The 22,892-nt window shown below is 34.7% G+C and carries 22 protein-coding genes; 8 read left to right on the forward strand and 14 right to left on the reverse strand.

All coding sequences use genetic code 11. The features are described from left to right. Positions 1–576: 576 nt before the first annotated feature. From NBRC110019_RS12875 to NBRC110019_RS12890, 4 genes are all read right to left on the reverse strand, one after another. Positions 577–858 carry an MAE_28990/MAE_18760 family HEPN-like nuclease gene (locus NBRC110019_RS12875; RefSeq protein WP_281755551.1) on the reverse strand — a complete coding sequence of 94 codons (282 nt, stop codon included), beginning with the start codon at positions 856–858 and terminating at the stop codon, positions 577–579. 69 nt (positions 859–927) lie between these two features. After that, positions 928–3,798, reverse strand: a complete 2,871-nt coding sequence (locus NBRC110019_RS12880; protein WP_281755486.1) for a glycosyl hydrolase 115 family protein — start codon at positions 3,796–3,798, stop codon at positions 928–930. 152 nt (positions 3,799–3,950) lie between these two features. Then, positions 3,951–5,342 (reverse strand): DUF1593 domain-containing protein, encoded by a 1,392-nt coding sequence (locus NBRC110019_RS12885; RefSeq protein ID WP_281755488.1) that lies wholly within the window; start codon positions 5,340–5,342, stop codon positions 3,951–3,953. A gap of 67 nt (positions 5,343–5,409) precedes the next feature. Next, positions 5,410–5,772, reverse strand: a complete 363-nt coding sequence (locus NBRC110019_RS12890; protein WP_281755490.1) for a hypothetical protein — start codon at positions 5,770–5,772, stop codon at positions 5,410–5,412. Between the two features lie 173 nt (positions 5,773–5,945). Here NBRC110019_RS12890 and NBRC110019_RS12895 point away from each other — a divergent pair, with 173 nt between their 5' ends. The 6 genes from NBRC110019_RS12895 to NBRC110019_RS12920 all read left to right on the forward strand — a co-directional run bounded on the left by NBRC110019_RS12895 (position 5,946) and on the right by NBRC110019_RS12920 (position 10,538). Continuing rightward, the gene (locus NBRC110019_RS12895; protein WP_281755491.1) at positions 5,946–6,701 is read left to right on the forward strand and encodes a helix-turn-helix domain-containing protein; all 756 of its coding nucleotides are present in this window, start codon (positions 5,946–5,948) and stop codon (positions 6,699–6,701) included. A gap of 446 nt (positions 6,702–7,147) precedes the next feature. After that, positions 7,148–7,585, forward strand: a complete 438-nt coding sequence (locus tag NBRC110019_RS12900; protein WP_281755492.1) for a hypothetical protein — start codon at positions 7,148–7,150, stop codon at positions 7,583–7,585. A 146-nt stretch (positions 7,586–7,731) separates the two neighbouring features. Beyond that, positions 7,732–8,403, forward strand: coding sequence for a hypothetical protein (locus NBRC110019_RS12905; protein WP_281755494.1), 672 nt, complete (start codon positions 7,732–7,734; stop codon positions 8,401–8,403). Positions 8,404–8,459: 56 nt separating this feature from the next. Further along, positions 8,460–8,939 (forward strand): hypothetical protein, encoded by a 480-nt coding sequence (locus NBRC110019_RS12910; protein ID WP_281755496.1) that lies wholly within the window; start codon positions 8,460–8,462, stop codon positions 8,937–8,939. Between the two features lie 451 nt (positions 8,940–9,390). After that, the gene (locus NBRC110019_RS12915; RefSeq protein WP_281755498.1) at positions 9,391–9,567 is read left to right on the forward strand and encodes a hypothetical protein; all 177 of its coding nucleotides are present in this window, start codon (positions 9,391–9,393) and stop codon (positions 9,565–9,567) included. A 218-nt stretch (positions 9,568–9,785) separates the two neighbouring features. After that, positions 9,786–10,538, forward strand: coding sequence for a UDP-2,3-diacylglucosamine diphosphatase (locus tag NBRC110019_RS12920; RefSeq protein WP_281755500.1), 753 nt, complete (start codon positions 9,786–9,788; stop codon positions 10,536–10,538). Here the strand turns inward: NBRC110019_RS12920 and NBRC110019_RS12925 are convergent. The 10 genes from NBRC110019_RS12925 to NBRC110019_RS12970 form a co-directional block, all read right to left on the reverse strand. Then, a complete protein-coding gene (locus tag NBRC110019_RS12925; RefSeq protein ID WP_281755502.1) occupies positions 10,535–11,146 on the reverse strand; it encodes a response regulator in 612 nt (203 codons plus the stop codon). The genes NBRC110019_RS12920 and NBRC110019_RS12925 overlap by 4 nt on opposite strands. Continuing rightward, complete coding sequence (locus NBRC110019_RS12930; protein ID WP_281755504.1) at positions 11,143–12,903, reverse strand: tetratricopeptide repeat-containing sensor histidine kinase; 1,761 nt, start codon at positions 12,901–12,903, stop codon at positions 11,143–11,145. Before NBRC110019_RS12930 ends, NBRC110019_RS12925 begins: the two co-directional genes overlap by 4 nt. A gap of 26 nt (positions 12,904–12,929) precedes the next feature. Continuing rightward, the gene (locus NBRC110019_RS12935; protein ID WP_281755505.1) at positions 12,930–13,430 is read right to left on the reverse strand and encodes a hypothetical protein; all 501 of its coding nucleotides are present in this window, start codon (positions 13,428–13,430) and stop codon (positions 12,930–12,932) included. A 117-nt stretch (positions 13,431–13,547) separates the two neighbouring features. Continuing rightward, positions 13,548–14,057: a threonine/serine exporter family protein gene (locus NBRC110019_RS12940; RefSeq protein WP_281755507.1), complete on the reverse strand. Its 510-nt coding sequence runs from the start codon at positions 14,055–14,057 to the stop codon at positions 13,548–13,550. Positions 14,058–14,059: 2 nt separating this feature from the next. Further along, the gene (locus NBRC110019_RS12945; RefSeq protein WP_281755509.1) at positions 14,060–14,824 is read right to left on the reverse strand and encodes a threonine/serine exporter family protein; all 765 of its coding nucleotides are present in this window, start codon (positions 14,822–14,824) and stop codon (positions 14,060–14,062) included. A 179-nt stretch (positions 14,825–15,003) separates the two neighbouring features. After that, complete coding sequence (locus tag NBRC110019_RS12950) at positions 15,004–16,284, reverse strand: MFS transporter (protein WP_281755510.1); 1,281 nt, start codon at positions 16,282–16,284, stop codon at positions 15,004–15,006. Positions 16,285–16,406: 122 nt separating this feature from the next. Next, complete coding sequence (locus NBRC110019_RS12955; protein ID WP_281755512.1) at positions 16,407–16,763, reverse strand: DUF6686 family protein; 357 nt, start codon at positions 16,761–16,763, stop codon at positions 16,407–16,409. A gap of 79 nt (positions 16,764–16,842) precedes the next feature. Then, complete coding sequence (locus tag NBRC110019_RS12960) at positions 16,843–18,612, reverse strand: T9SS type A sorting domain-containing protein (RefSeq protein WP_281755514.1); 1,770 nt, start codon at positions 18,610–18,612, stop codon at positions 16,843–16,845. A gap of 225 nt (positions 18,613–18,837) precedes the next feature. Then, positions 18,838–20,535, reverse strand: coding sequence for a single-stranded-DNA-specific exonuclease RecJ (recJ, locus tag NBRC110019_RS12965; RefSeq protein ID WP_281755516.1), 1,698 nt, complete (start codon positions 20,533–20,535; stop codon positions 18,838–18,840). A gap of 12 nt (positions 20,536–20,547) precedes the next feature. Continuing rightward, the gene (locus NBRC110019_RS12970; RefSeq protein ID WP_281755518.1) at positions 20,548–20,979 is read right to left on the reverse strand and encodes an OsmC family protein; all 432 of its coding nucleotides are present in this window, start codon (positions 20,977–20,979) and stop codon (positions 20,548–20,550) included. Positions 20,980–21,247: 268 nt separating this feature from the next. On the opposite strand from NBRC110019_RS12970, the gene NBRC110019_RS12975 reads away from it, so the two are divergent. Together NBRC110019_RS12975 and NBRC110019_RS12980 are read left to right on the forward strand one after the other, a co-directional pair. Beyond that, on the forward strand, positions 21,248–21,676 hold the full coding sequence (locus NBRC110019_RS12975) for a carboxypeptidase-like regulatory domain-containing protein (protein ID WP_281755520.1): 429 nt from the start codon (positions 21,248–21,250) through the stop codon (positions 21,674–21,676). A gap of 3 nt (positions 21,677–21,679) precedes the next feature. Continuing rightward, the gene (locus NBRC110019_RS12980; protein WP_281755521.1) at positions 21,680–22,699 is read left to right on the forward strand and encodes a transglutaminase domain-containing protein; all 1,020 of its coding nucleotides are present in this window, start codon (positions 21,680–21,682) and stop codon (positions 22,697–22,699) included. Positions 22,700–22,892 lie beyond the last annotated feature (193 nt).

Consider the following 22,892-nt stretch of genomic DNA (forward strand, 5'->3'; position numbering starts at 1 on the left):
AGGATATTCATCTAGAGGATGCAAGTCCCTTATGGGCAGGGGTAACGCCTTGAACCATTAGCAAGTCGCAAGGTCGCTAGTTGTGAAGCTGGGACTGAAGGAAGCGAGCCTGCAAATTTCGGTACTGAGGAACACGAACCATATACCGAGGCTATGAGGTCGGATGAGTAGGCACATAACTGCGAAGTCCAAAATATCACTTTTAGATAAGTACCGAAGTAGTAGATATGGCAGGAATTGAAAGAAAGAAGATGTTCTTACCTGGGGAGGTCTCTATAGCTACGGGTTGGCATAGTGGAGAAGTCAGCAGCGGTCATAGTACTCGCAGTAAACGAGGTGTAATATTTTACACAGGTCTCACAAACGAGGAAGGACCGAACAATAACCTCTTTGAAATGTACTTAGGAGCTGAACTTGTGAATGGCTGTCCGAATCCCAATTAAGTTTGGTAGCCTAAGAATAAACTAGAAGATAGTTCAATTTGGTGTAAAGAGCGAGTTGAAAGATGGTTATTGAACCGCCGTATACGCGACCCTTACGTACGGTGGTGTGAGAGGCGCACCGTGGACTCATCGTTCACGGCCGTCTACTCGATTGGGCAACGTACTTTCTCTCGTTTACATAGTTTTCAAATACCGAAATGACATAAGAACAATATCCGCTAAGTTCTTCATATCTGCGATACAGATCGGATAAAGAAACCCTACTTCCAATCTCTGAAGCTGAAGAATTCCCATGAGCAATTGCATTCCTATTATCTACAATATCCTTTATTCTACCACCAATAGATACTTCATTTAAAATAGGAGCATCAATTCCAAAAGTTGTCCATATGCTTTCCAATTGTGCATATCTTATATTTTTTTAATCAGCAGGAAATAAACCACTTAATTAGTAGGAGATTTGGTTATTAATGAAAGACAAAAACTAATCTTGTTGTTTGCTTTCAGGAGGCCCTAAATAACTTGGTTTTAAACCACCTGCATTTATTACAAATTTTTGTATTACTACGCCAGGGTCTATGGCATATATTTTTAAAACATGAATACCGGCTTTTATATTTTTATGCTCAGACACCCGTTTCTTAATATGATCTGCTACCGATTTTGTCCACCATCCCGCATATTGCCAATCGGGTTTCATTTCGTCTTTATTCACGTTTACTATTTGTGGCTGTTCATCATCAATAGCAATAGCAAATTTTAACCCTTCCGTTTTCTGATAATTTTGTGTTGGTGAAAGATACGTCTCAACTCGTAGATCTCCATCTTCAAAAGTGGTGAATTGATATTCAGCCAAAGCCGTATTTTTATTTAGTTTCTGACGGTCTGCATTCATAGGCGTTACAACTATTGAAGAACCCGTTCGTCCTAAATTAGGTATCACTTCCCATGAAACGTATTTCCCTTTAGTATTGTTAGTGAAATGCTCGGCTTCAATAGCTACAATTCCGTTATTTTCTAAAAAACCAGAAGCTTTTGGCATTGCTGTTATAACAGGAACTTCTACCAAATAACGTTGGCCTTTACTCAAAATCTCTATATGCCCCATAGATACCCCTTTGGGAATAAGTGCCCAATCTATATGTACGGCTATTTTTTCGTTATATTGAATGGTTCCTTTAAATTCGGAAAGCTTAATCCATTTGTCTTTACTTTTAATTTGGTAGTTAAGTTCTTTATTTCCTCTATTAAAGATTTCTATATAATAAGTTTGATTATTCAATTGATCAAAAGGTGAAAAAGATTTACTATATAAACCATCACCCTCTACGCTAAAGCCACCCCATGCTGGTTCCGACCCGTATTCAATATAAAACCCAAGGGTAGCGGTATCCCGTACTTGAATATAAGAAACCAGCGGCATTTTATTTGCAGGCGGATGATTCCAACTGGTATATCCTATATGTGTTTGCGACATCATATGATTCCATTTTCCGTTCATCAACTCGGTATGAAATTTTTCTGTTAGCAATGCATCTTTTTCAAATAACTCAATAACTTCTTTTGCGTACCTATTAGCAACAGTAGCACCCAATTCTGAGTAAAATTTATTTTTAGCAGCGGCTATATACATTTCATTTAAATTGGCAGACATTTCTATAGGGTAATGAACAAGTTGTAAGTAAGCAGCTTTATAAACATCGGGTAACCTTGCCAATACGGCTTCGCTTTTCTGTGTCAATTCCTTAAACTCATTTAAAATTCTATCTGCCTCCCTGTAATTTTCCAGACTATACGTTTCTGGACTTAACATTTCAGGTGTTCTTCTTGCGTTATATTTAGTATACAAAGAAAGTAGTTCAGCTATTTCTGTAGATTGCATACCGCCAAACTGCTGTGTTGCCCATTCAAGGTAATAATTAGGAAGGTTTTGTGATGTTATACTCTTAACATCCCATGCCATGTCTAAAAAAAAGTTTATAGGGAGTTCCATAGGCTTTATGTCTCCCACATTTATTAACCACAACTCATCCACGCCCCAATCATAAGACAATCGCATCTGTTCCCATATCCGCTCTATTTGGCTTACGTTTTGCCATCTATAAGATACAGGAGACCCTACATAGTCTAAATGGTAATACATACCAAATTTACCGTTATGATCTTTCTTACTAGGAAGCATCCTAACATTTCCCCAATTATCATCACTAAGCAGTATAATAATATCATCATCTACACGCATCCCTTTCTCATAATACTCCTGAACTTCTTTATAAATTGCCCAGACTTGTGGAGTTTGTTTTGCCGGTTTTCCTGTAACGTCAGCAATAATATTGCGCTGGTCTTCAATAATAGTTTTAAGCAAGTCTATAGAAGCATCCTCACTCATGGCCTCATCACCATCTCCACGCATTCCTACCGTAACCACGGTTTCATAATTATTCATTCGCTTAATACCATTCTTCCAGAATTCTCGGAGCTGTTTTTTATTCGTTACATAATTCCATTCTCCCCCATCAAACCTGCCCCATTCGTCATGGGCTCGCATCATAGGTTCGTGATGACTGGTAGAAATTACGATTCCATATTCATCTGCTACTTTAGGATTTAACGGATCATCTTCAGCAAAAACTGTAGGTAACCACATGGCCGGCCATAAAAAATTAGCTTTGTTCCGGAGTAAAAGTTCATAAACCTTTTCATAGAACTTATGATTAAATCCTCCAAAATTTTCCTTTGCCCAATTTCTTAAAGCAGGAGATTCATCATTTAAGAATATTCCTCTGTATTTTACTGAGGGAGCATCTGAAATATATAAAAGAGGTTTTAAACTAATAAATTTACTTTTTAGGGGAGGCACATCTGCCCACCAATACCAAGGAGAAACGCCCATTTTTTCAGAAAGACTAAAGGTTCCAAAAGCAGCCCCTCTTCTATCGCTTCCTAAAATAACCAAAGCATTTTTAACTCCGGGGAATGGATTTTCAATCGTTTGAATAATAAAACGCTCCCATTCTCCTTTAATAGCATTAGCATCTATTTTACCCTGCTGAACCAACTTGTTGATTAATTCATTATTCCCTACAGTAGCTATAATAATTATGTTTTCGCTTTTAGGCATATCTGAAATTGTAGCTACCTGTGGTTTTATACCCGTAATTTTTTCAATATCACTCGAAAAAAATTCAGCAGATTTTTTCACCAGTATATTTTCAGATGAGTCGTACAAAATAGTTGCTTCTTCCGATGTAGTACTAATTGGAAAATAATTTTTTTCCTTTTCAGACGTACTTATAGTTATCTGAGCATAAAAAAGAGTAGGAAGTATAAGAAAAATGAATAAAAAATATTTCATGTTACAATAGTATTTTTTTATGTATAACCTTTACTTAGTAAAATATATATCACAAACGTTAAAGCATTGCTATTAGCTGTACCCTATAACTCTTTAAAAAGCTATAATTGAATATGGATGTTACCCCATGCTACTTGGCTATTAAGTAATCATTATTTCGTAGGTTTAAACAAAATTCTACGATAACTCGTTAAACTTGGGACTCCACTATCTGTGACTTCGCAAATAATATGAAATGTTTTATCTGCTGAATCGGCAGGAATACTAACCGTAGGTGTGGCAGTGTTACTATTGAGTATTTTAATATTTTTAGTATACGTTCCTGCCTCTGTTAAAACCCACCATTTAAAGGTTAAATTATCCCCATCAGGGTCAAATGACTCCGATGCGTTCAATGTAATTTGAGAACCTGCTATAGGCGTTTTTTGAATACATTGCAGCCCCTTTATTTTATCTACAATAACTATGGGATTTCTATTTCCGATTCCATCTTTTGCCCAATCCATACGGGCAGAAAAATTATTAAAAATAGCCGGATAAAAATATGCTTCGTATCTGCCCGAAATTTGGTTAGCTAAACTTGGAGAGTAATTTGTGTAAGCATACGTTTTTTTATCATCACTTATCATCCATTCAAAGTAGCCTCCCCAACCACCATATTGAGGATTTTCAGGATTGTTTAGTCCATTAGGTAGTACGTACAAAAAGGAAGGTGTATCTCCTTCTACACCATATTTATATTTTGGATATACATTCCCAAGATTCCCATGACCTTGAATATGGGCAGCATATTGATCCCAGTTTTGTCTTCCGGTTCCGTTCTGATAGCCCCAGGCAGATTCATCCCAAATAAAGAATAAGTTTTTGCCAAAAGTTTTACGCATCCATTGATGAGAGCTGATTTCATAAGAAGTCTTTTGCTCCCTATCCTGATCTGTAATTGTATAAAAGCGTATTTTTGCTAAAACTTTTTGAAGATATTCTGGGCTTAATGTATGTTTTGCTTTCCAAAGAGCCTGAGCCAATGTATTGCCACCACCCCAAGCCAATACCCAAAGAGGACGATCATCATTTTCCTGTGCCAATTTTAAAATTAAATCACTCCCATCAGAATCGTTTCCTTCACCTATAAACTCAAGCCCTCGATTCTTACTACCTTTAACAGTACGAGATCTTAGATAATCTGCGCTAGGCCAATACCCCAGAAACTGCTTTTCTTCATGCTTTTTGAACTTTTTTTGACCTGAACGTTTTATAAGGTTTGGAAAGTCTTTTTCATATGCATCAATAGCCTCATGGATTAAACCAAAAAAATCATCACGAGTTTTATCCAAACTCCACCCCGTTGTATATACAATGCCCTCAATTTCGAAAAGATCTGCATGAACTAACAACCTAACCAAAGACTCACTGTCATCTGTTTCCCAAGTAGATACATCTGTCAGTACAATAATTCTGGGTTTTAAGGAAGTTGTTTTAGAAATCGTTTGCGCATGAGAAGTGCCAATAATACATATGATGAAGAAGGAAAAAATGAATTTCATAGTTGAATAATTATTTACTAAAAAGTTTAATGAAAGAGTAAAGTTATTTATTTGAAGGCATCCTATCTTAACCGTGTGCAAAATTGTCATGAACAACTTTTCTCCATTTGTAAACAGACTGACCATACGTGCCTGAATACCTTTGCTGTGCTATATGCCGTAAATCACTTATAGAGCGATTATTTTTATTTTGCTTATTCGCCATATTTGCAGATGTTACAGTAAGTTCTTTAGAACATAGCAAAGATGTAATCATTGATTGAACATCATCTGAATCACTACGTTTCTCATTAGGTATATAACCTAGGTCACCCGAAATGATATCAATTGTAGAAAAATCTGTTAACATCACCATATGATTTTGCGAAAAACAGGCTCCACTCGTAATGATAAACATGAAAAATATCAACACTATCTTGTGAGAATTCATATAATTAGGATGTCATAAATAAATTATTTATAAATTTAAGCTCTATATTTTATATATAATCACTATATTACTATTAAAAAACATTGTATTCCGAGATTTATAGTACTTTTGACCATAACTGTGAAGATTTTAGTTCTTATGGTTATACATGTGAGTTGTGGAACCCTCGCCGGATGAGCAAACCAGATAGGCATAATGAGATTGAGATAAATTTTCTTGTTAAGGGCTCTTTAACCTATCTATTTCAAGACAAAAAGATTGTAATTCCGGCCGGTAGATTTACTGTATTTTGGGGACTGATACCACATCAGATTATTGATTTTAAAGAATTAAACCCCTATTATGTATGCACTGTACCCTTAGCCGAATTTCTTGATTGGAGACTTCCTGATAATTTTGTGGAACGAATATTACAAGGAGAGGTTTTAATTGAAGAGTCGGAACATTACGCTAAATTTGATGAGTTTCTTTATAAAAATTGGGTTTTGGATACTACTACAAAAACAGATAAAAGTGTAAGTCTGTTGGAAATACAGGCAAGATTAAACCGATTTGCTCAGGGAAATTTAGCCGCTAGCTCTAACAACCTCTCTGTTAACTCAAAAGGTATTTCCAAAATAGAAAAAATGGTTATTTATATTGCCCAAAATTATAACCGACAGATTAAAGTTTCGGATATTGGTGAAATAGTAGGTTTGCATCCTGATTATGCGAACTCGATATTTAAAAAAGCATTTGGACTAACACTTACAGCGTATATTATTGAAGAAAGAATTTCTCATATTAAACGAAGATTGATTACAACGAATCATCCTATTACTGAAATAGCTTTTGAAGGGGGTTTTAGTTCATTAGGTCATTTTAATACAATGTTTTTTAAAATCAATAAATGTACCCCAAGAGAATTCCGAAGAAGATACAAGAATTAAAATAAAGTAGCATCACGCCGTTGTATATGCTATTTATATTTAGTGAATGTTAGTAGCTTCCCCTTAAGGTGTACAAATACCCTCGTTGTAACCTATCGGTTAATCTATAATAAGTTCTATGCATGGTTTTAAAATGTGCTGTTCTTTCTCTATTTTACATACTGCTAACCAATAGATTTTTCTATCTTTCAATTAAATCTGAGAAGTACAGAGTTTAATTGCGATTGTAGACTAAACTATTTCTAGACAAGTCTTGGAGCATTTCATCTCAATTATTGAGTAAACATAATCTTTTATTAACTTAATATAATTGGGTAATACTGTTGTCTTATATAATTTTAAAACAAACTACTAGCTGGTAAAACCGTCAAGTAGTTTAATAATAATTGTTATTTCAAGACAAGTCTTGAAATATGTAATCTCGAGGATCGAGTAAACACCCAACAATGGCAACCATACTTAAACGAAGAGTCACCAATAATGATAATGTAATAAAGTGCTACGATAAACTAGATACACTTTTAACATCTATCAATGAAAAAGAAATACCCGAAAAGCTACAGAACGTTTTCAATAAAAAAATAACTACCATTAATAATTTCTCTGGAGACGATAAAAAGTTTATCAAAATAATGAACACATCGTACGTAGAAATAGTACAACTGCTAAAAACCGAGCTTAAGATGGTACCTAAAAACTATTATATGACTATAGGTATATCATTGGGTATAGCTGCTTCTAGCTTACTCATCGGTATTATAACTTATAAGGCTAGCAGCAATCCGTTGGGTATTGCATTAGGTGTGCCATTTGGACTCATAATAGGTATGGTCATTGGCATGTACTTTGATAAAAAAGTAAAAGCAAAAAACCGACAACTGTAAAAATAGATCCCTATCCTTAAACCTCTCATTTCAGCAATAACAAATGTTTGTATGTTTTACAGATATCATTTGAAGTAGTATTGACAAATACAACAACTTCAAAATTGTTGAAAAATATAGTATCTTAGACATAAAATAAATTCGCCATGGAATTATCTAAAAGAGCAAAAAAATATCTAGACTCTTTAAAAAGAGATAAAAATTATTCTTCAGGAAAAAAATCTACTACTGCCTATTTAGAAGCGCAATTAGGTTCTGATTTCGAAGAATTTATAAAGTTTCAGGTTAACTACTCGGGCTATAAATTCACCATTAAAAAGGCGAAACACCATAATTTTTCGGCAGAGTTATTTACCAGAAAACAGGTTAAAAAAAACAAACCTATTGAAGTTGAAAAAATGGGCGACAGACTAATTGCTATGTGTGGGTATCACCTATCTGCGCCTTTTAGTTTTTTTATAACTGATAAAGGCGAATTCTGTACGCTAGACGATACCGATATGCCCCACATTATCCACTCGTCATTCGAAAAATTTATTGAAACATACGCTCTAAAAAACAAACATTATAAGTATACCGAAACACCATACTACACCGTTAAAAACAGCAAACTGTTAGAAGAAGTAATGAGTGAAGACTTTAAAGTACTACCTGAATGTTCTGATGACTATTCCACTTGGTGGAAAAAAGGTAAAATTATTGCTGTTAAAGGAATTTGGTTAGACCAGCCTGTTTCGTATTTTCATGTATATAGCGAAGATTCAGACGCCGGTGAAGCACTTGTTCAGCTTTTAAAGGATAAAGAAATATTGGAATAAATATATCTTCCTTTTATAAAACAACGTTAATTTTATAACCTTCCCAATTTTTTAAAATGAAATACCTATTTATACTTTGTTGTCTGCTGATAGTTTCTTGTAAAAATCAGGAAGAAAAAGTTACTACAGTAGCACCTCCTGTTCACTTTAAAGTTCCGGATTCTAATTATGTAATCCTACCATACAATAACAAAGAAAGCTTTCCATTTAAAAACGCTACCACATCCTCGTTAACTACAGAAGAACTCATTACTACTGAAGAAATTCTAGAAAAGGCCGTAAAGAAATATAACCGAAATGCTTCTAAAGAATATAATACATTCCCTCTAAAAAAATACAAAAGACAGTATATTTCGGTACTTACTAACCAAGGTGAAAAAGAGGTATACATAAACTTTTTTTGCGATGACCGGGAATCAGAAGATTGGAAATCTCAGCATATAATGGTTCATGATGGTGGTCCTTGTTACTTTAGTATTAAAATAAACCTTACTACTAAGAGATATAAAGATCTTATGGTTAATGGCCATGCATAAATAGTTTAACTAAAACCCACCTTTTTATTACTAACTAATCAATAAATTAAAAATATAACAATAAGATTACCCTATTTTTAGTTATAATTATTATATTCAGCTGCTAAGTAAATTTTCCCTGTCCTCTTCAAACTAAAAGCCGCATAATGCAGCTATAAAATGGTTTGTTATATTTTAAAATATAACCTATGGAAATACATACATGTTTAGCATCTATACACATCGATAAAACGTATATAACTAACACATATTGGACAGCTCCTAAATACGAGCTGCTATATAAATGTGCCATCCAAACTTCTGTAAAAAACCGTACTTTTATACCTCGCTATGAGAATTATTGTACATCCCATATAGTAAATCTGATGCCTTTTATTTTAGAACAATCTAATATCAGCTATATAAACAACAACAACGTAATTAAATCAATTAAACACAAACACTATTACGTATGAAAAATAAAAGTTTTCTATTCCTAACAATGTTCCTTGGCTTTTGCTCGGTTATTTTGTTAACCAATCGTACCTTACCGCTTCCCGATTGGACGGCGGCATTATGTATGTTATTAGCAGTAGCTTCTTTAGTAGCTCACTTTATTTTCTTTGTAAAAGATAAAGAGTCATCTTAACTGTTATCTTTTACAAAAGAAAACATACCAACACCACATCTTTTAAAACAAACACTAACGCTACTTTTTGGCAATTATAAGTTGTCAAAAAATAGCGTTTTATATCCCGTTACTCACGCCCACTAATATTTCAAATCTAGTTTCAAGTATTTTACCAAAAGTTGTAAAACCAAAGCCTATAAAAAATAGTATCTTTAGCCCGTAATTAAACCATAGTTATGCAATTACCCGAAGGTAAAAAAATATATTTTGCTTCCGACAATCATTTAGGAGCACCTAACAAAAAAGATAGTATCGTACGTGAACATAAATTTGTTCAGTGGTTAGATGAAGTTAAAAAGGATGCTGCCGCAATTTTCTTATTAGGTGATTTATTCGACTTTTGGTTTGAGTATAAAACAGTGGTTCCTAAAGGCTTTGTTAGGGTATTGGGTAAACTTGCCGAGATTTCAGATGCGGGTATTCCTATCCATTTTTTTGTTGGTAATCATGACTTATGGATGAACAACTATTTTGAAGAAGAGCTAAACATCCCTGTATATCATACGCCGCAAATTTTTACCTTTAACAATACTTCCTTCTTTATAGGACATGGCGATGGATTAGGCCCTGGAGATAAGGGGTATAAACGTATGAAAAAGGTATTTACCCATCCGTTTTCTAAATGGTTATACCGCTGGCTACACCCAGATATTGGGGTACGCTTAGCGCAATACCTATCGGTAAAAAACAAACTCATTAGTGGCGATGATGACGTTGTATTTTTAGGGGAAGAAAACGAATGGCTGGTACAATACTGCAAACGTAAATTAGAAACCAACCATTACGATTATTTTGTATTTGGGCACCGCCATTTACCTATGGAAATTCAGCTTAAAGACACTTCTAAATATGTAAATTTAGGCGACTGGATTTCGTACTACACCTATGCCGTATACGATGGTACAACACTAGCATTAAAAGAATACTAGAAGTCGTACTTACGCTCTATTGCAAACCGTAGTAAATCTGTTTTACCATGTACATTTATTTTTCTAAGTATATTTCTACGGTGGGTATCTACGGTACTTTTACTTATAAATAGCACTTCCGCTATTTCATACGAAGTTTTGCCCTGCCCTATTAATCCTAAAATCTCCTTTTCACGTCTGCTTAGAATAATTTTTTCCTCAGAGTTTTCATCTCCAATAATTATTTTATCGTCAAAGAAATGCTTTCCTTCATTCACACTAAAAATAGCGCTTAGCAGCGTTTTTAAAGATGAGTTTTTCATTACATAGCCAGAGGCACCTGCGGCTTTCATTTGCGTAATAGCCTCACGCTGATCGAACATACTAAAAGCAATCACTTTTACCTCTGGATATAATTCTTTAATTTTCTGAGTAGCTGTAATACCATCACACTTAGGCATACGTATATCGGTTATAACCATGTCGGGTTTTAATTTAACCACAAGGTCTATAAGCATTTCCCCGTCATTGGCTTCACCAATAACCTTAATTTCTTTTTCGTATTCTAACGATAACTTTACGCCATCTATAAGTGCCTGATGATCTTCGGCGATTACAATTCGTATCATAACGGAATATCTATTATAATAGTAGTACCTTTATTTTTAGAAGAGTCAATTGTAAAAGTTCCCCCTAATTGTTCTACTTTCTTTTCTATATTTTTTAAACCAATACCCGAACTTTCTTTATTCAATAACTGAGGATCAAAACCTACACCATCATCCTCAATAATAATATTTAGCTGGTGATTATCATGCTGTGTTAAGTATATATTAACCTCGTTTGCTCTAGAGTGTTTAATAATATTAGAGCACAGCTCCTGTATCATTCTAAACAATACAATCTCTAAACTACTCTCTAATCGGTTATTTAATCCAAACGGAATTACACTAAATTCCAACTCATTAATCACGCTCATTTTTTCGGCCATTTTCTTAACGGCTATCAACAATCCTTCTTTACCTATAACCCCTAAATTTTTAAGGTGCGATATATTACGTACCTGCACATAGGTTTCGTTAATCAGTTCTTCTGTTTTCTCAAAAAGCTTTTTAGAACTATTATCTTGTATCTCGCGTTTCCCGAGTGTATTAAAATTAAGTTTTAAAGCCGATAATAAACTTCCTAAATTATCATGTAAATCGTTTGCTATTCGCTGGCGTTCTTTCTCTTGGCTTTCTAACATTACATCTATCTCGTTAAGTTCTTGCTCCCGTAACATGGTTTGCATCTTCTGGGTTTCAATCGCTTTTTCCTGCTCTGCAATTTTTCGTTTTTTGGTAGTATAATTATACCCAAGGAAACTAATAATAAGTAATAGCAATAAAGCAATAGCAGTACTCACTAAAAAGATTCTATTTATTTTTAAATCACTTGCCAACATCTGATTCTCCAGTTCCTTTTCAGCTGTTTTGTATTTGGTTTCAATATCTTTTATAGCTTTTTTCTGTTCATCAACTTTTATAGAGTCCATATATATTTTCTCTACCTCATAAGACTCAAGCGCTTTTTTATAATCACCCATAGCTCTATAGGTATCCCCCCAATGTCTATATAAATATGACTTTACAGCTAATTTAAATTCATCTAACTTTGAGGTATCTACAATTGCATATTGATCAAGTGCCTTTTGATACTTTTTCTGCTTTGTATACACTACCGCTCTATTCTGTCTTATCACAGCCTGCCACGATTTTCTATCGTATTTTTTATAGATACGCATAGCTTTATCATACATAATCATCGCAGAATCTAATTCCATAACCTCATCATCACTTGCTAACACCGCTCCCAATCCATTATATATCCTGCCTTTCAAAAATTCATCATCAGTATACTCAACTTCTTTTAAAGCTTTTTTAAAATACTCTAATGCCAATTCAGGTTGCTCATTGTAATATATACTTCCTAATTCTCTATAAGCCCTACTCAGTATCACATGATTATTTTCTTTTTCAATACTCTTCAAAAATTCATCAAAATAAATACGAGCCTCATCAATATCATCCGTATTATTAGCTATGACAGAAACAATAGTTAAATTAATATCCTCTACTTTATTAAGACTATCTATACTCTTAAATAGATCTCTAGAACGCATGAGATGATGTATCTCATTTGACTGTTCATTTTTTGACCTATAAATTTTTGATAACAAATAATTGTACTCCGCTCGCTCTGAAACCGTAAAATCAATAGTGTCTATAGATTTAGATATTTCTATAGCTTCTTTATAATGACCATTATTTATAATTTGATCAAGCTCCTCTAACTCTACCCTCTGACCAAAACACGAAATGGCAATGATACCTAGTACCATTGCCATATAATATTTTATACAAATTACGTTACTTAAAACGTGCATCCTCCAGTTCTTAATGGACCTCCACTCCCATCTTTTGGGTATACCATTGATGCAAAGTCATTACTTTCAATATTAGTTAAAATGTTTGTACGTATTGTACTTAAAGTAGTTAATCCTCCTTCGTTAATATCAAAATTATCTTCATGTAAAGAAATCATATATACATCTGTTGCAGGAGTAATTCCTTTTAAGCTAATACCAACTCCAAGAGGGTCTGATACATCTTTAATATAATCAATTTTATTTCCAGACACCGACTTTAAATCTATTTTATCTGTACAATATTGATTTAATTTACCCACAGTTTCTCCAGTCACTTTTAATACTCCTAAAAGTACATAATAAGTATTAATACCATTGGATACACTTAAATTATAAAAATCTTCATATACATAACTTCCTCCACTTTTTAAATCAGGAAGCATTGTTTTTACATCTACCGTAGTAAGTGAAGCGTCTAATAATCCGCAAACTTGTAAAACTTTCATAATTTTTTTATTTTATTTATTAAAATGATTGCCTTAAAATTATATAACACAAGTATCTAAAAATATTATCATTAAAAAAATACCTATAAATAGGTATTTTTTATACTTTTTAAGATATCACTTTTTTCTTATTTTAACACTAGGCAACCAAATATTTATTTCTTTGGCAGAATTTCTACGAGTTATAAGCATAGGAGCAAAAACCCCTACAGATAAGGCTAGTAATACAAACATAGTTTTTAAACCATAACTAACCGTACTATACAATAACTCATTAAACATATTAGTATTTACCATGTTACTTAAATTAATTACGCCTTTCATGGTATGATAAGCATACGAGCCCGGTACCATAGGTATTACCGCTGGTATAGCAAACACAAACGGAGGCGAATGTCTAAAATGCGCTGCATAAATACTTAGAAAACCTACCAATACCGCTGCGCAGAGCGTACACAACACTACATTTAATTGATATTGTAACAATACTAGTTTAATGGTTCCTCCAAGCGCTGCCATCACAAATATAGGTAGTAATGTTCTGCGCGGTACATTAAACAAAATAGCAAAACCAACGGCAGCAATACCAAACCAAATCCAATTTTCTGATACTATCGAAACATCCATACCTACACTAAATTATAAATAAACAATCCTAGTATTAATCCGGCCGCAATGGCAAAAGAGATGGCAAAACCATTTATACCTCTTATTACTCCGTTTAAAGAATTACCATCCAAAATATCGGAGGTACAATTGATAAACGGAATTCCGGGTATTAAATAAAGTATGGCGGTTATATATGCCATATTATCGTTTTTATATGTAAATAAATTAGCTAACCCTCCGGTTATTAATGTTGTAGTTAACGCTGCAAAAAATACTCCAAAATAGGCATTCACTTGCTTTTTACCCATTTCTTGTTTTACAAACAAACCAACAAATGCTGCCAAAAATACAACGCTCATTTCTATCACTCCACCACCCGACAATCTGCAAAAAGAACTACATGCCAGAGCAACTACACCTAGTATTAATAACCTAGGATAATGGGGTAACACTTTTAATCGTTCTACTTCCTCGCCTGCTTCCGCTAACGATAACTGCTCTTGAACAATTTGCCAGCTTAACCTACTAATACCACTTACAATTCTAAAGTTTGGCACAAAATTATAGGTTTGTTTTAATTGGTTAAACACCTGTTCTTCTGCTTTGTTATGCAGCGTAAGCATAATAGCTCGGTGTGTAATAAGGTAATCTGCTTTGTAACCGTAACTGTCGGCAACTCTTTTAATGGTAAGTCTAATACGGTTGGTATTAGCACCACTACTCATTAATAGGGCTCCTATTTCCAACAACAACGTACCCGTTACTAGAGGTTCATTTTTATTCATTATAAACAATAAAATTTATGTACGTTAAATCGCTTATGAAGTATGTGCCTATAAGCTCGTTGTGTTAAGAATTGATGGTAAAATTACGCCTAAATTTACTATTGAAATAGTACTAAAATCATATTCTATTAGATAAACTCAATAATCAAGATTAAATGGTTCGTGGGCTTACCAATAGTTTATGCTTCTTTATGATGTTCTTCTACATCCTTACGTAAATCTAATTTCCCTAATGAAGGCACCGCCCCTAAAGTAGCCAAGACAGTAACCAACGTCATACATCCTCCAAAAACAACCGCCGTAACCGTTCCCATTAGTTTTGCTGTAAATCCGCTTTCAAAAGAACCTAATTCGTTAGACGAACTAATAAAAATGGAATTCACAGAAGCTACACGACCCCGCATATGATCGGGTGTACGTAACTGTAAAATGGTTTGACGAATGACCATGGAAATCCCATCGGTAACACCACTTAAAAACATTGCAAAAACAGATACATAGAAGTTGGTTGATAAGCCGAATAGTATAATACTTATTCCGAAACCAAAAACGGCTATTAGTAATTTCTTTCCGGTGTCTTTATATAACGGAATAAAGGCACTGATAAACATTGTTATTAGCGCTCCAACTGCAGGTGCTGCCTCCAATATACCAAAGCCTTTAGAGCCCACATGTAATATATCTTCTGCAAATACAGGTAATAAAGCCTTTGCTCCACCAAAAAGCACCGCAAACATATCTAAGGCTAAAACCCCTAAAATAATTTTGTTCCTAAGTACAAAACGTAGCCCCTCTGCTAACGATTCGAATACCGATTCTTGTTTCCCTTCTGTCTTTTCTTTACGCTCAACGGGGCGTCTTTGAATTCCAAATGCAGCAAACAATCCTATTAAAATAAATCCTAACACAGCTGCTAACGACCAATGTGTTCCTATTCCATGAATAAGCAGCCCTCCTAATGCGGCTCCGCAAAGTAAACTCACCTGCCGTGTAGAACTATTCCATGTGGCAGCATTGGGATATAATTTTCTAGGAACAATTAAACCTAATAAGGAAAATACAGTAGGACCAATAAAGGAGCGTACAAAACCCCCTAAAAAAACAAAGAAATAAATTCCGTACAGTTTAATTTCTCCAATCCATGTATCGGAAAACGAAGGCAAGGTTAACAAAAATAATCCAGCACTTATAAAAGCAAAGCCTAAAATTACTTTAATTAGTAAGTTGCGTTTCTCACTTCTATCTACTACAGACCCAGCAAAAAGCGCCATTAAAATAGCCGGCACAACTTCTACAAAACCAACAAAGCCAAGTGATAATGGATCTTTAGTAAATTGATATACCTCCCACTGGATAATCACAAACTGCATTGTCCAAGCAAAAATTAGCGCAAAACGTACCAATAAAAATAAATTGAACTCTTTATAGCGAAGCGCCGCCCAGGCATCATGTTTTTCCATAGTGTAACATAACAGAGTAAACTACTTCGGGGAAATTCTACGAAGCATTATTAAGAATTATCTAATCAAAAATACTGAATATCTTACGGAAAAAATGAACCAATTATATTTTTGTAGAATTACTAATTTTTACATATTTTTTTTAAATATACCTCTAAATCTACCTTAAATAAAGCACCCTCTATCAAGTCTGCTATATCGGTTAATTCTTCATAACTTACAGCTATATCTAACTGTTCTACAGGAGTATGTAATAGCATCGACCTACAATCATTCATACAATCGAATGAGTAATCGTTAATAGTTGAAAAGGCATCATCTACACATTTTTTAAAATGATTTAACTCATCATAGGTAAGATAAAAACCTAAATCTCTAAAAATTACTTGAATTTTTTCTGTGATAATATGTTGTGGCTTTTCCCACATAAAGGCAATGCCTAAATCATTTCTGTGAAGTATATGTATATTCTTATTCATATGCTCTAGTATCTCATCAGATTCAAATATACAAATTATTTAAAATCATTCTAAATAATTAACATATCTTATGTAGTCATTATTCCACCAGTACTTTACGAATAACTACTGTGTCATCAAACTCTAGCTTTAACATATAAATTCCTTTAGTAACACTATTAAGTCCCATAATATTTACATCCTTTTTGCTACTATTGGTAACTTGGATTACTAATCTGCCATTAACATCGTACAACGACACCTGTTTGCAAATTTTACCTTGATCATTTGAAATGAATAATTTATTAGTAGCCGGATTCGGGTAAATATCTACCATAAAAGTATCCACTTTATCTATTCCGTAAGTGCAGCCTTTATTTGTCATAGAAGGTTGCGAACAATACGAACCTGAAATACTTCTTGCATGTATATCGTTGCCACAATCAACATCGTATGCACTTAATACCCTACTAACTTCTCCCTGCCCTAAATTATAATGCATTACCTCATTCGTATTTATTACATGACTCAATAGTCTGCCATGACCTAATTCGTGCAATGCTATACTTTCAAAATCGTATTGAGATGAAGATGGTTCTGAATTACCAAAATACCAATAAGCCCCATCATCAAAACGTAAATCTATTTCGCTTACATACCACTGTAGCGTGGATCCTACATAACAACCTGAACTACGTACTGTGGTTCTACCTAGTATACCAACCGGGAGTTCAAAATCAGCATCAAAGCGCACTACATTCACCCCGTCAGAAGAGGTTGCGTCTATAGTACTGGTCCCTCCTAATTTCCAATTCATATCGGTTTGGCATGTCCAAATATTCATAGCCTTAGTAAATGCACTTACAGCATCAGTATTCATAGCAAACATACTGCTAAACATAAACTCATATCCACCTGTACCATTATCATTTATATGCTGATTGGGATATGCTATAGGTAAACCAGGACTCAAAACATCATTTAAAATAGTCGTTTCAGCATAATTTACATTTAGCGTCTCCGAAGAATTAATAGCAGTTCCATTATTTCTTACCACCTGCACCACTCCATCACCTGCACGTGTTGGCACCTCCACTTTTATCTCGTTGTTAGACCAACTTATTATTTGAGAATCTAAAGCAGCATATGTAGTATTTCCCCCTGTATCAGCATCTTTAAATCTAATCTGTCCTTTATTAGACCCAAAACCAGAACCCGATATAGTAATTGCAGATTGTGTACCTGCAGTAACAAATTGAGGTGCTACTCCATTTATTGCAAGGGCGTCAAAATTATCATCAGGGGTTTCAGCAAAAGAGCCACCAATAGTGTGTCCAAAAGTTCTGAAACCAATACCTTGCTTTCCCGTAAATTTATTAATATCAGCCGTCAACCCTTCAATGCTATATTGTTTAACCGAATTACAAGCTAATTCTGTAACCGCATCAAACTGATAATATCCTTGCAAATCACTATACGCATAAAATACATCTTCATTAAAATTCTCTGTTAACTCTAAATCACTAGGAATCAACATAAAAATACCATAATCCAATTTATTTAAGGAAAGAGAAGGCGAAACCGTTTCTGCTTCTAAGCCAACGCTACCACCGGCAGTAATAACTTTAACTTTTACTACATTTTTTCCCTTATACACTTTGGAAACCTGAACCGTATGAACCGTGTAAATATTAGCATAATTAGCATCCCATATACCTTTACTATCCAATACTTTACCTTCTACTATAACAACCGCCTTATCTAACTGCTCTCTTAAACCTACCTCATAGGTAAGCTGAGCATTACTATACTGCACTAACAATACAGTTAAAGCCATTGAGAAGAATATGGTATAGCGAGTAAAGTTCATTTCTTGGAGTTTGAAACCCATCTATACAGAAAGGCCTTTGCTTTAGTTAGTATTGGTTATCAGGTTCTTAACAAATATAAGATTTTTTTTATACCACCCTATACATATTTTGTTATAAAACACGAATTAACATTATGACAATACCACAACACTCTTGTTAAAACACTAGATTTAAGGCAAATAATTATAAAATATTTTCAAAAAACACTCTAGAAATCTGAAGTTTTATTTTAAATCCTTAACCCGTAACTGCAAACTTACTGCCCCCTGCCATTCATTTTCATCAATGGTATAGGCCAAGGAAAAAGGCCGTTTGTTGGTAATTAAAGAATACTTATCACCCAATCCAAAACCTATAGCAGTCAAGCTTTTACGTTCGTTGGGCAAAGGTGCATCTAATACTAAACGTAAATGGTCTCCGGTTTCTCCTACGGGTTTCCCCCAGCCGGTATCCGTTACTTGTTCGGTCATAAACACAGGCGTCATGTTCATAGGACCGAAAGGGGCAAATTGTTTTAGGATACGGTAGAATTTAGCCGTTACTGCTTCTAATGGCAACACGGCATCAATTTTAATTTCGGGGGTTACTAATTTGGCATCAATAGTAGCTTTTACCACTGCTTCAAATTTAGCTTTAAACGCCTCGTATTTTTCGGGTAATAAAGTAAGTCCTGCAGCATATTTATGCCCCCCAAACTGCTCTATACAATCGGCACACGCCTCTAGTGCATTATACACATCAAATCCAGGAACGGAGCGCGCCGAAGCCGCTAACTTTTCCCCGCTTTTAGTGAACACCAAGGTAGGTCTAAAATAGGTTTCGGTTAACCTGCTGGCCACAATACCAATAACTCCCTTGTGCCAGCTTTCATTGTATACTACAGTAGTGCTATGGTTTTCCTCCTCTAATTCGATTATCTGAGCCAGGGCTTCCTGTGTAATTTGTTCATCTAAACTACGGCGGTTCGCATTGTACTCTTCTATATCTTTGGCAAAAAAAGCAGCCTGTGCCGCATCGGTTTCGGTAAGTAAGTTTACCGCATGCTGACCATGCTCCATACGTCCGGCAGCATTAATGCGGGGTGCTATTATAAACACCACATCAGTAACGGTAAGTTCTTTTTTCTTTAATTCGCCAATAAGTGCTTTAATACCAACTCTCGGAAAACTGTTAATTACCTTCAGCCCATAATAACAAAGCACACGATTTTCTCCTGTGATAGGTACAATATCGGCAGCAATAGCGGTAGCTACCAAATCAAGATACGGAATTAAATCATCTATAGTTTGATTTCTATTAGCTGCTAGGGCTTGTATAAGTTTAAACCCTACACCACAACCACACAACTCGTCATAGGGATAATTACAATCCTCCTGCTTAGGATCTAAAACCGCCACTGCATTTGGTACAGTATCTCCTGGTCGGTGGTGATCACAGATTACAAAGTCGATTCCTCTTTCGTTGGCATATGCCACTTTCTCTACAGCTTTAATACCACAGTCTAAAGCTATAATTAAAGAGATATCATTATCATACGCAAAATCTATTCCCAGATAACTTACACCATACCCTTCATTATATCTATCTGGAATATATGTTGCCACATTAGGATAAATACTCAGTAGATAGCTACTCATTAACGATACCGCCGTGGTACCATCTACATCATAATCGCCATACACTAATATATTCTCACCATTTGCTATGGCTTGTTCTACACGGTTTACAGCTTTTTCCATATCCTTCATCAAATATGGATTGTGTAAATGACTTAACTGAGGTCGAAAAAAATCACGAGCCTCCTCAAAGGTTTCAATACCACGTTGCACTAAAAGAGTAGCTACAAAAGTAGATACTCCTAGAGCTTCTTGTATGTGTTGTACTTTGTTAACATCAGCTTTAGGTTGCAACGTCCAGCGCATGAAAAGAAAATCTTATTTATTTTTGGCAGGATAATAATGAATATTAATGGTAACCTCAGCAAACTGACGAAACATTTCCATTACTCCACAATATTTTTCTACCGATAAATCTACGGCTTTCTTTAACTTTTTCTCGTCTAAATTGCTCCCAAAAAACTCATAGTTTACGGCAACAGTTTTATAATATTTAGGGTGTTCTTCGGTTAGTTCGGCTTCGGTCACAATATCAAACGCTTCTACTTCTAACTTCATTTTTTTAATTAACGAAGCAATATCTAATCCACTGCACCCTGCCAACGCAGATAGCATTAACGCTTTTGGTCGGTACCCCTCTCCATGTCCGCCACTTTCTTCTCCTGCATCAATGGTTAAGTTCAACCCGCTTGGGTTATCACTTTCAAACTTCATTTCGCCTAACCACTTTGTTGTTACTATATTTTTCATACGTATTTTTATGTTTTGGTAGTACAAAGTTACGGAAGTATTACGAGATTAAAAGCAATAGAAACCATAAGCTCTTTTTGTTAAAAAAGCCCCCAACACCTTCAAATTAACTAATTAACAATCTAAACTAAAGAAAAAACGTATCTTTAAGTACTTTAATAAAATACGATCTAGAGCATTCCCTCATTGAAAAGGGGTGTTCACTAACTATAGCTTTTAAAATATAGGTATTACTACTAGCTTTATGGTAACAAAAAATATCAGTATTATGAAAACATTATCTATTTCTAAAAGTATGCAAATATGTATGGCAGCAATACTATTTGTTATTACAGTGCTTTACACCAATAAGGCACAAGCACAAACTACCACTGCGGAGGAACATACCATTGAACGTACCGTTAAAGGTATTATTAGTGGTACCGATGGTCCGCTAAAAGATGTCAATGTATTTTTAAAAGGCACCATCACAGGAACCACTACTAATGGCAAAGGCGAATTCACATTTCCTACTCCATTAAATACTGGAGATGTTTTAACATTTAGTTATTTAGGGTACACTACTAAGAACGTTAAAATTAAAAAAGACACTACATTTATAGCGTTATCACTAACCGAAGAGTATGTAGAGTTTGTTGGGGCACCTAATAGCAACCAGCCGTATAAATCGAAACAACAAAAATCTCTTGAGGAATAAATTTTGACAACAAAAATACTCTTCTACCTTAGTCTGTTCGTTTTTGTATGCAGTATTCAGGCACAACAGTCCGATTTTGCAACTATCGACTTTACCAAAGCCGATAGCCTGGCCAAAGCTTACAAAAACGAACAGCTTACTAATATTCCTGAACTTACCAAAAAACTCACCTCCGGACTCACCACCGATGTAGAGAAATTTAGAGCTGTTTACAAATGGATTTGCACCAACATAGCTAACGATTATGGCTTGTACGAGCAAAACATGCATAAAAGAAATAAGTTTAAAAACGATAGCAGTAAACTAAAGCAATGGAACCGTAAGTTTTCGGCAATTTCTTTTAAAAAGCTTAGCAAACACCAACGGGCAATTTGTACCGGATATGCGTATTTACTACAGCAATTTTCTTTAGAAATTGGCATCCCCTGCAACATCGTACATGGCTACGCGCGTACTAGCACTACCTTTATTGATAAAGACAGTTCTCCTAACCATTCATGGAATGCAGTATGGCTAAATAACCAATGGTATTTGTGCGACCCTACATGGGCTTCGGGTGTACCCGACCCTAAAACCGGCACCTTCTCTTTTTATTATAATAATGGCTTTTTTATGGCCGAACCTCAACTCATGGCTATCAATCATTTTCCGGTAGATACGCAATGGCTTTTACTTAAGGAAAACCCTCCTACTTTTACTAACTTTCTAGAGGCTCCTATTTTATATGGTAATACTTTTGAGTATCTCTCCAATTACAATACACCTGCTAAAATGCATTACGAAATTGAGAAAAACGACTCTATTGTGTATCAGTTTACGCTTAAAAAACAAGTGAACTCCAAAGACATTAGACTGTTTATAGATGGAGGTAATGGCCCCAAAGAAGTAACACCAGAACACATCTCTATACACAACAATACCGTTACCCTAACACACTCCTTTAACAAAAAAAGTTTTTACGATGTACATCTATATATAGAAGACCATATTATCTCTACTCATACCATTAAGGTTCATAAATAAAAAACAAAAATATGGGAAGACGTAATTTGGTAGTATTAAAATAATGTAACGTATACATAGGTTTATGTTCCTAAATAAAAACCTGTATCCCAACTTAAAATGTAACGTTACCTACGTCTTCCCATAAAGTCAAGCAATTAATGCTCTTCCTTTAACCAACTAAGCAATTTGTTCCCTCCTAAACGTTAAGAAT

Source organism: Neptunitalea chrysea (assembly GCF_027924145.1).
In the GTDB taxonomy this organism is placed as follows: Bacteria; Bacteroidota; Bacteroidia; order Flavobacteriales; family Flavobacteriaceae; genus Neptunitalea; species Neptunitalea chrysea.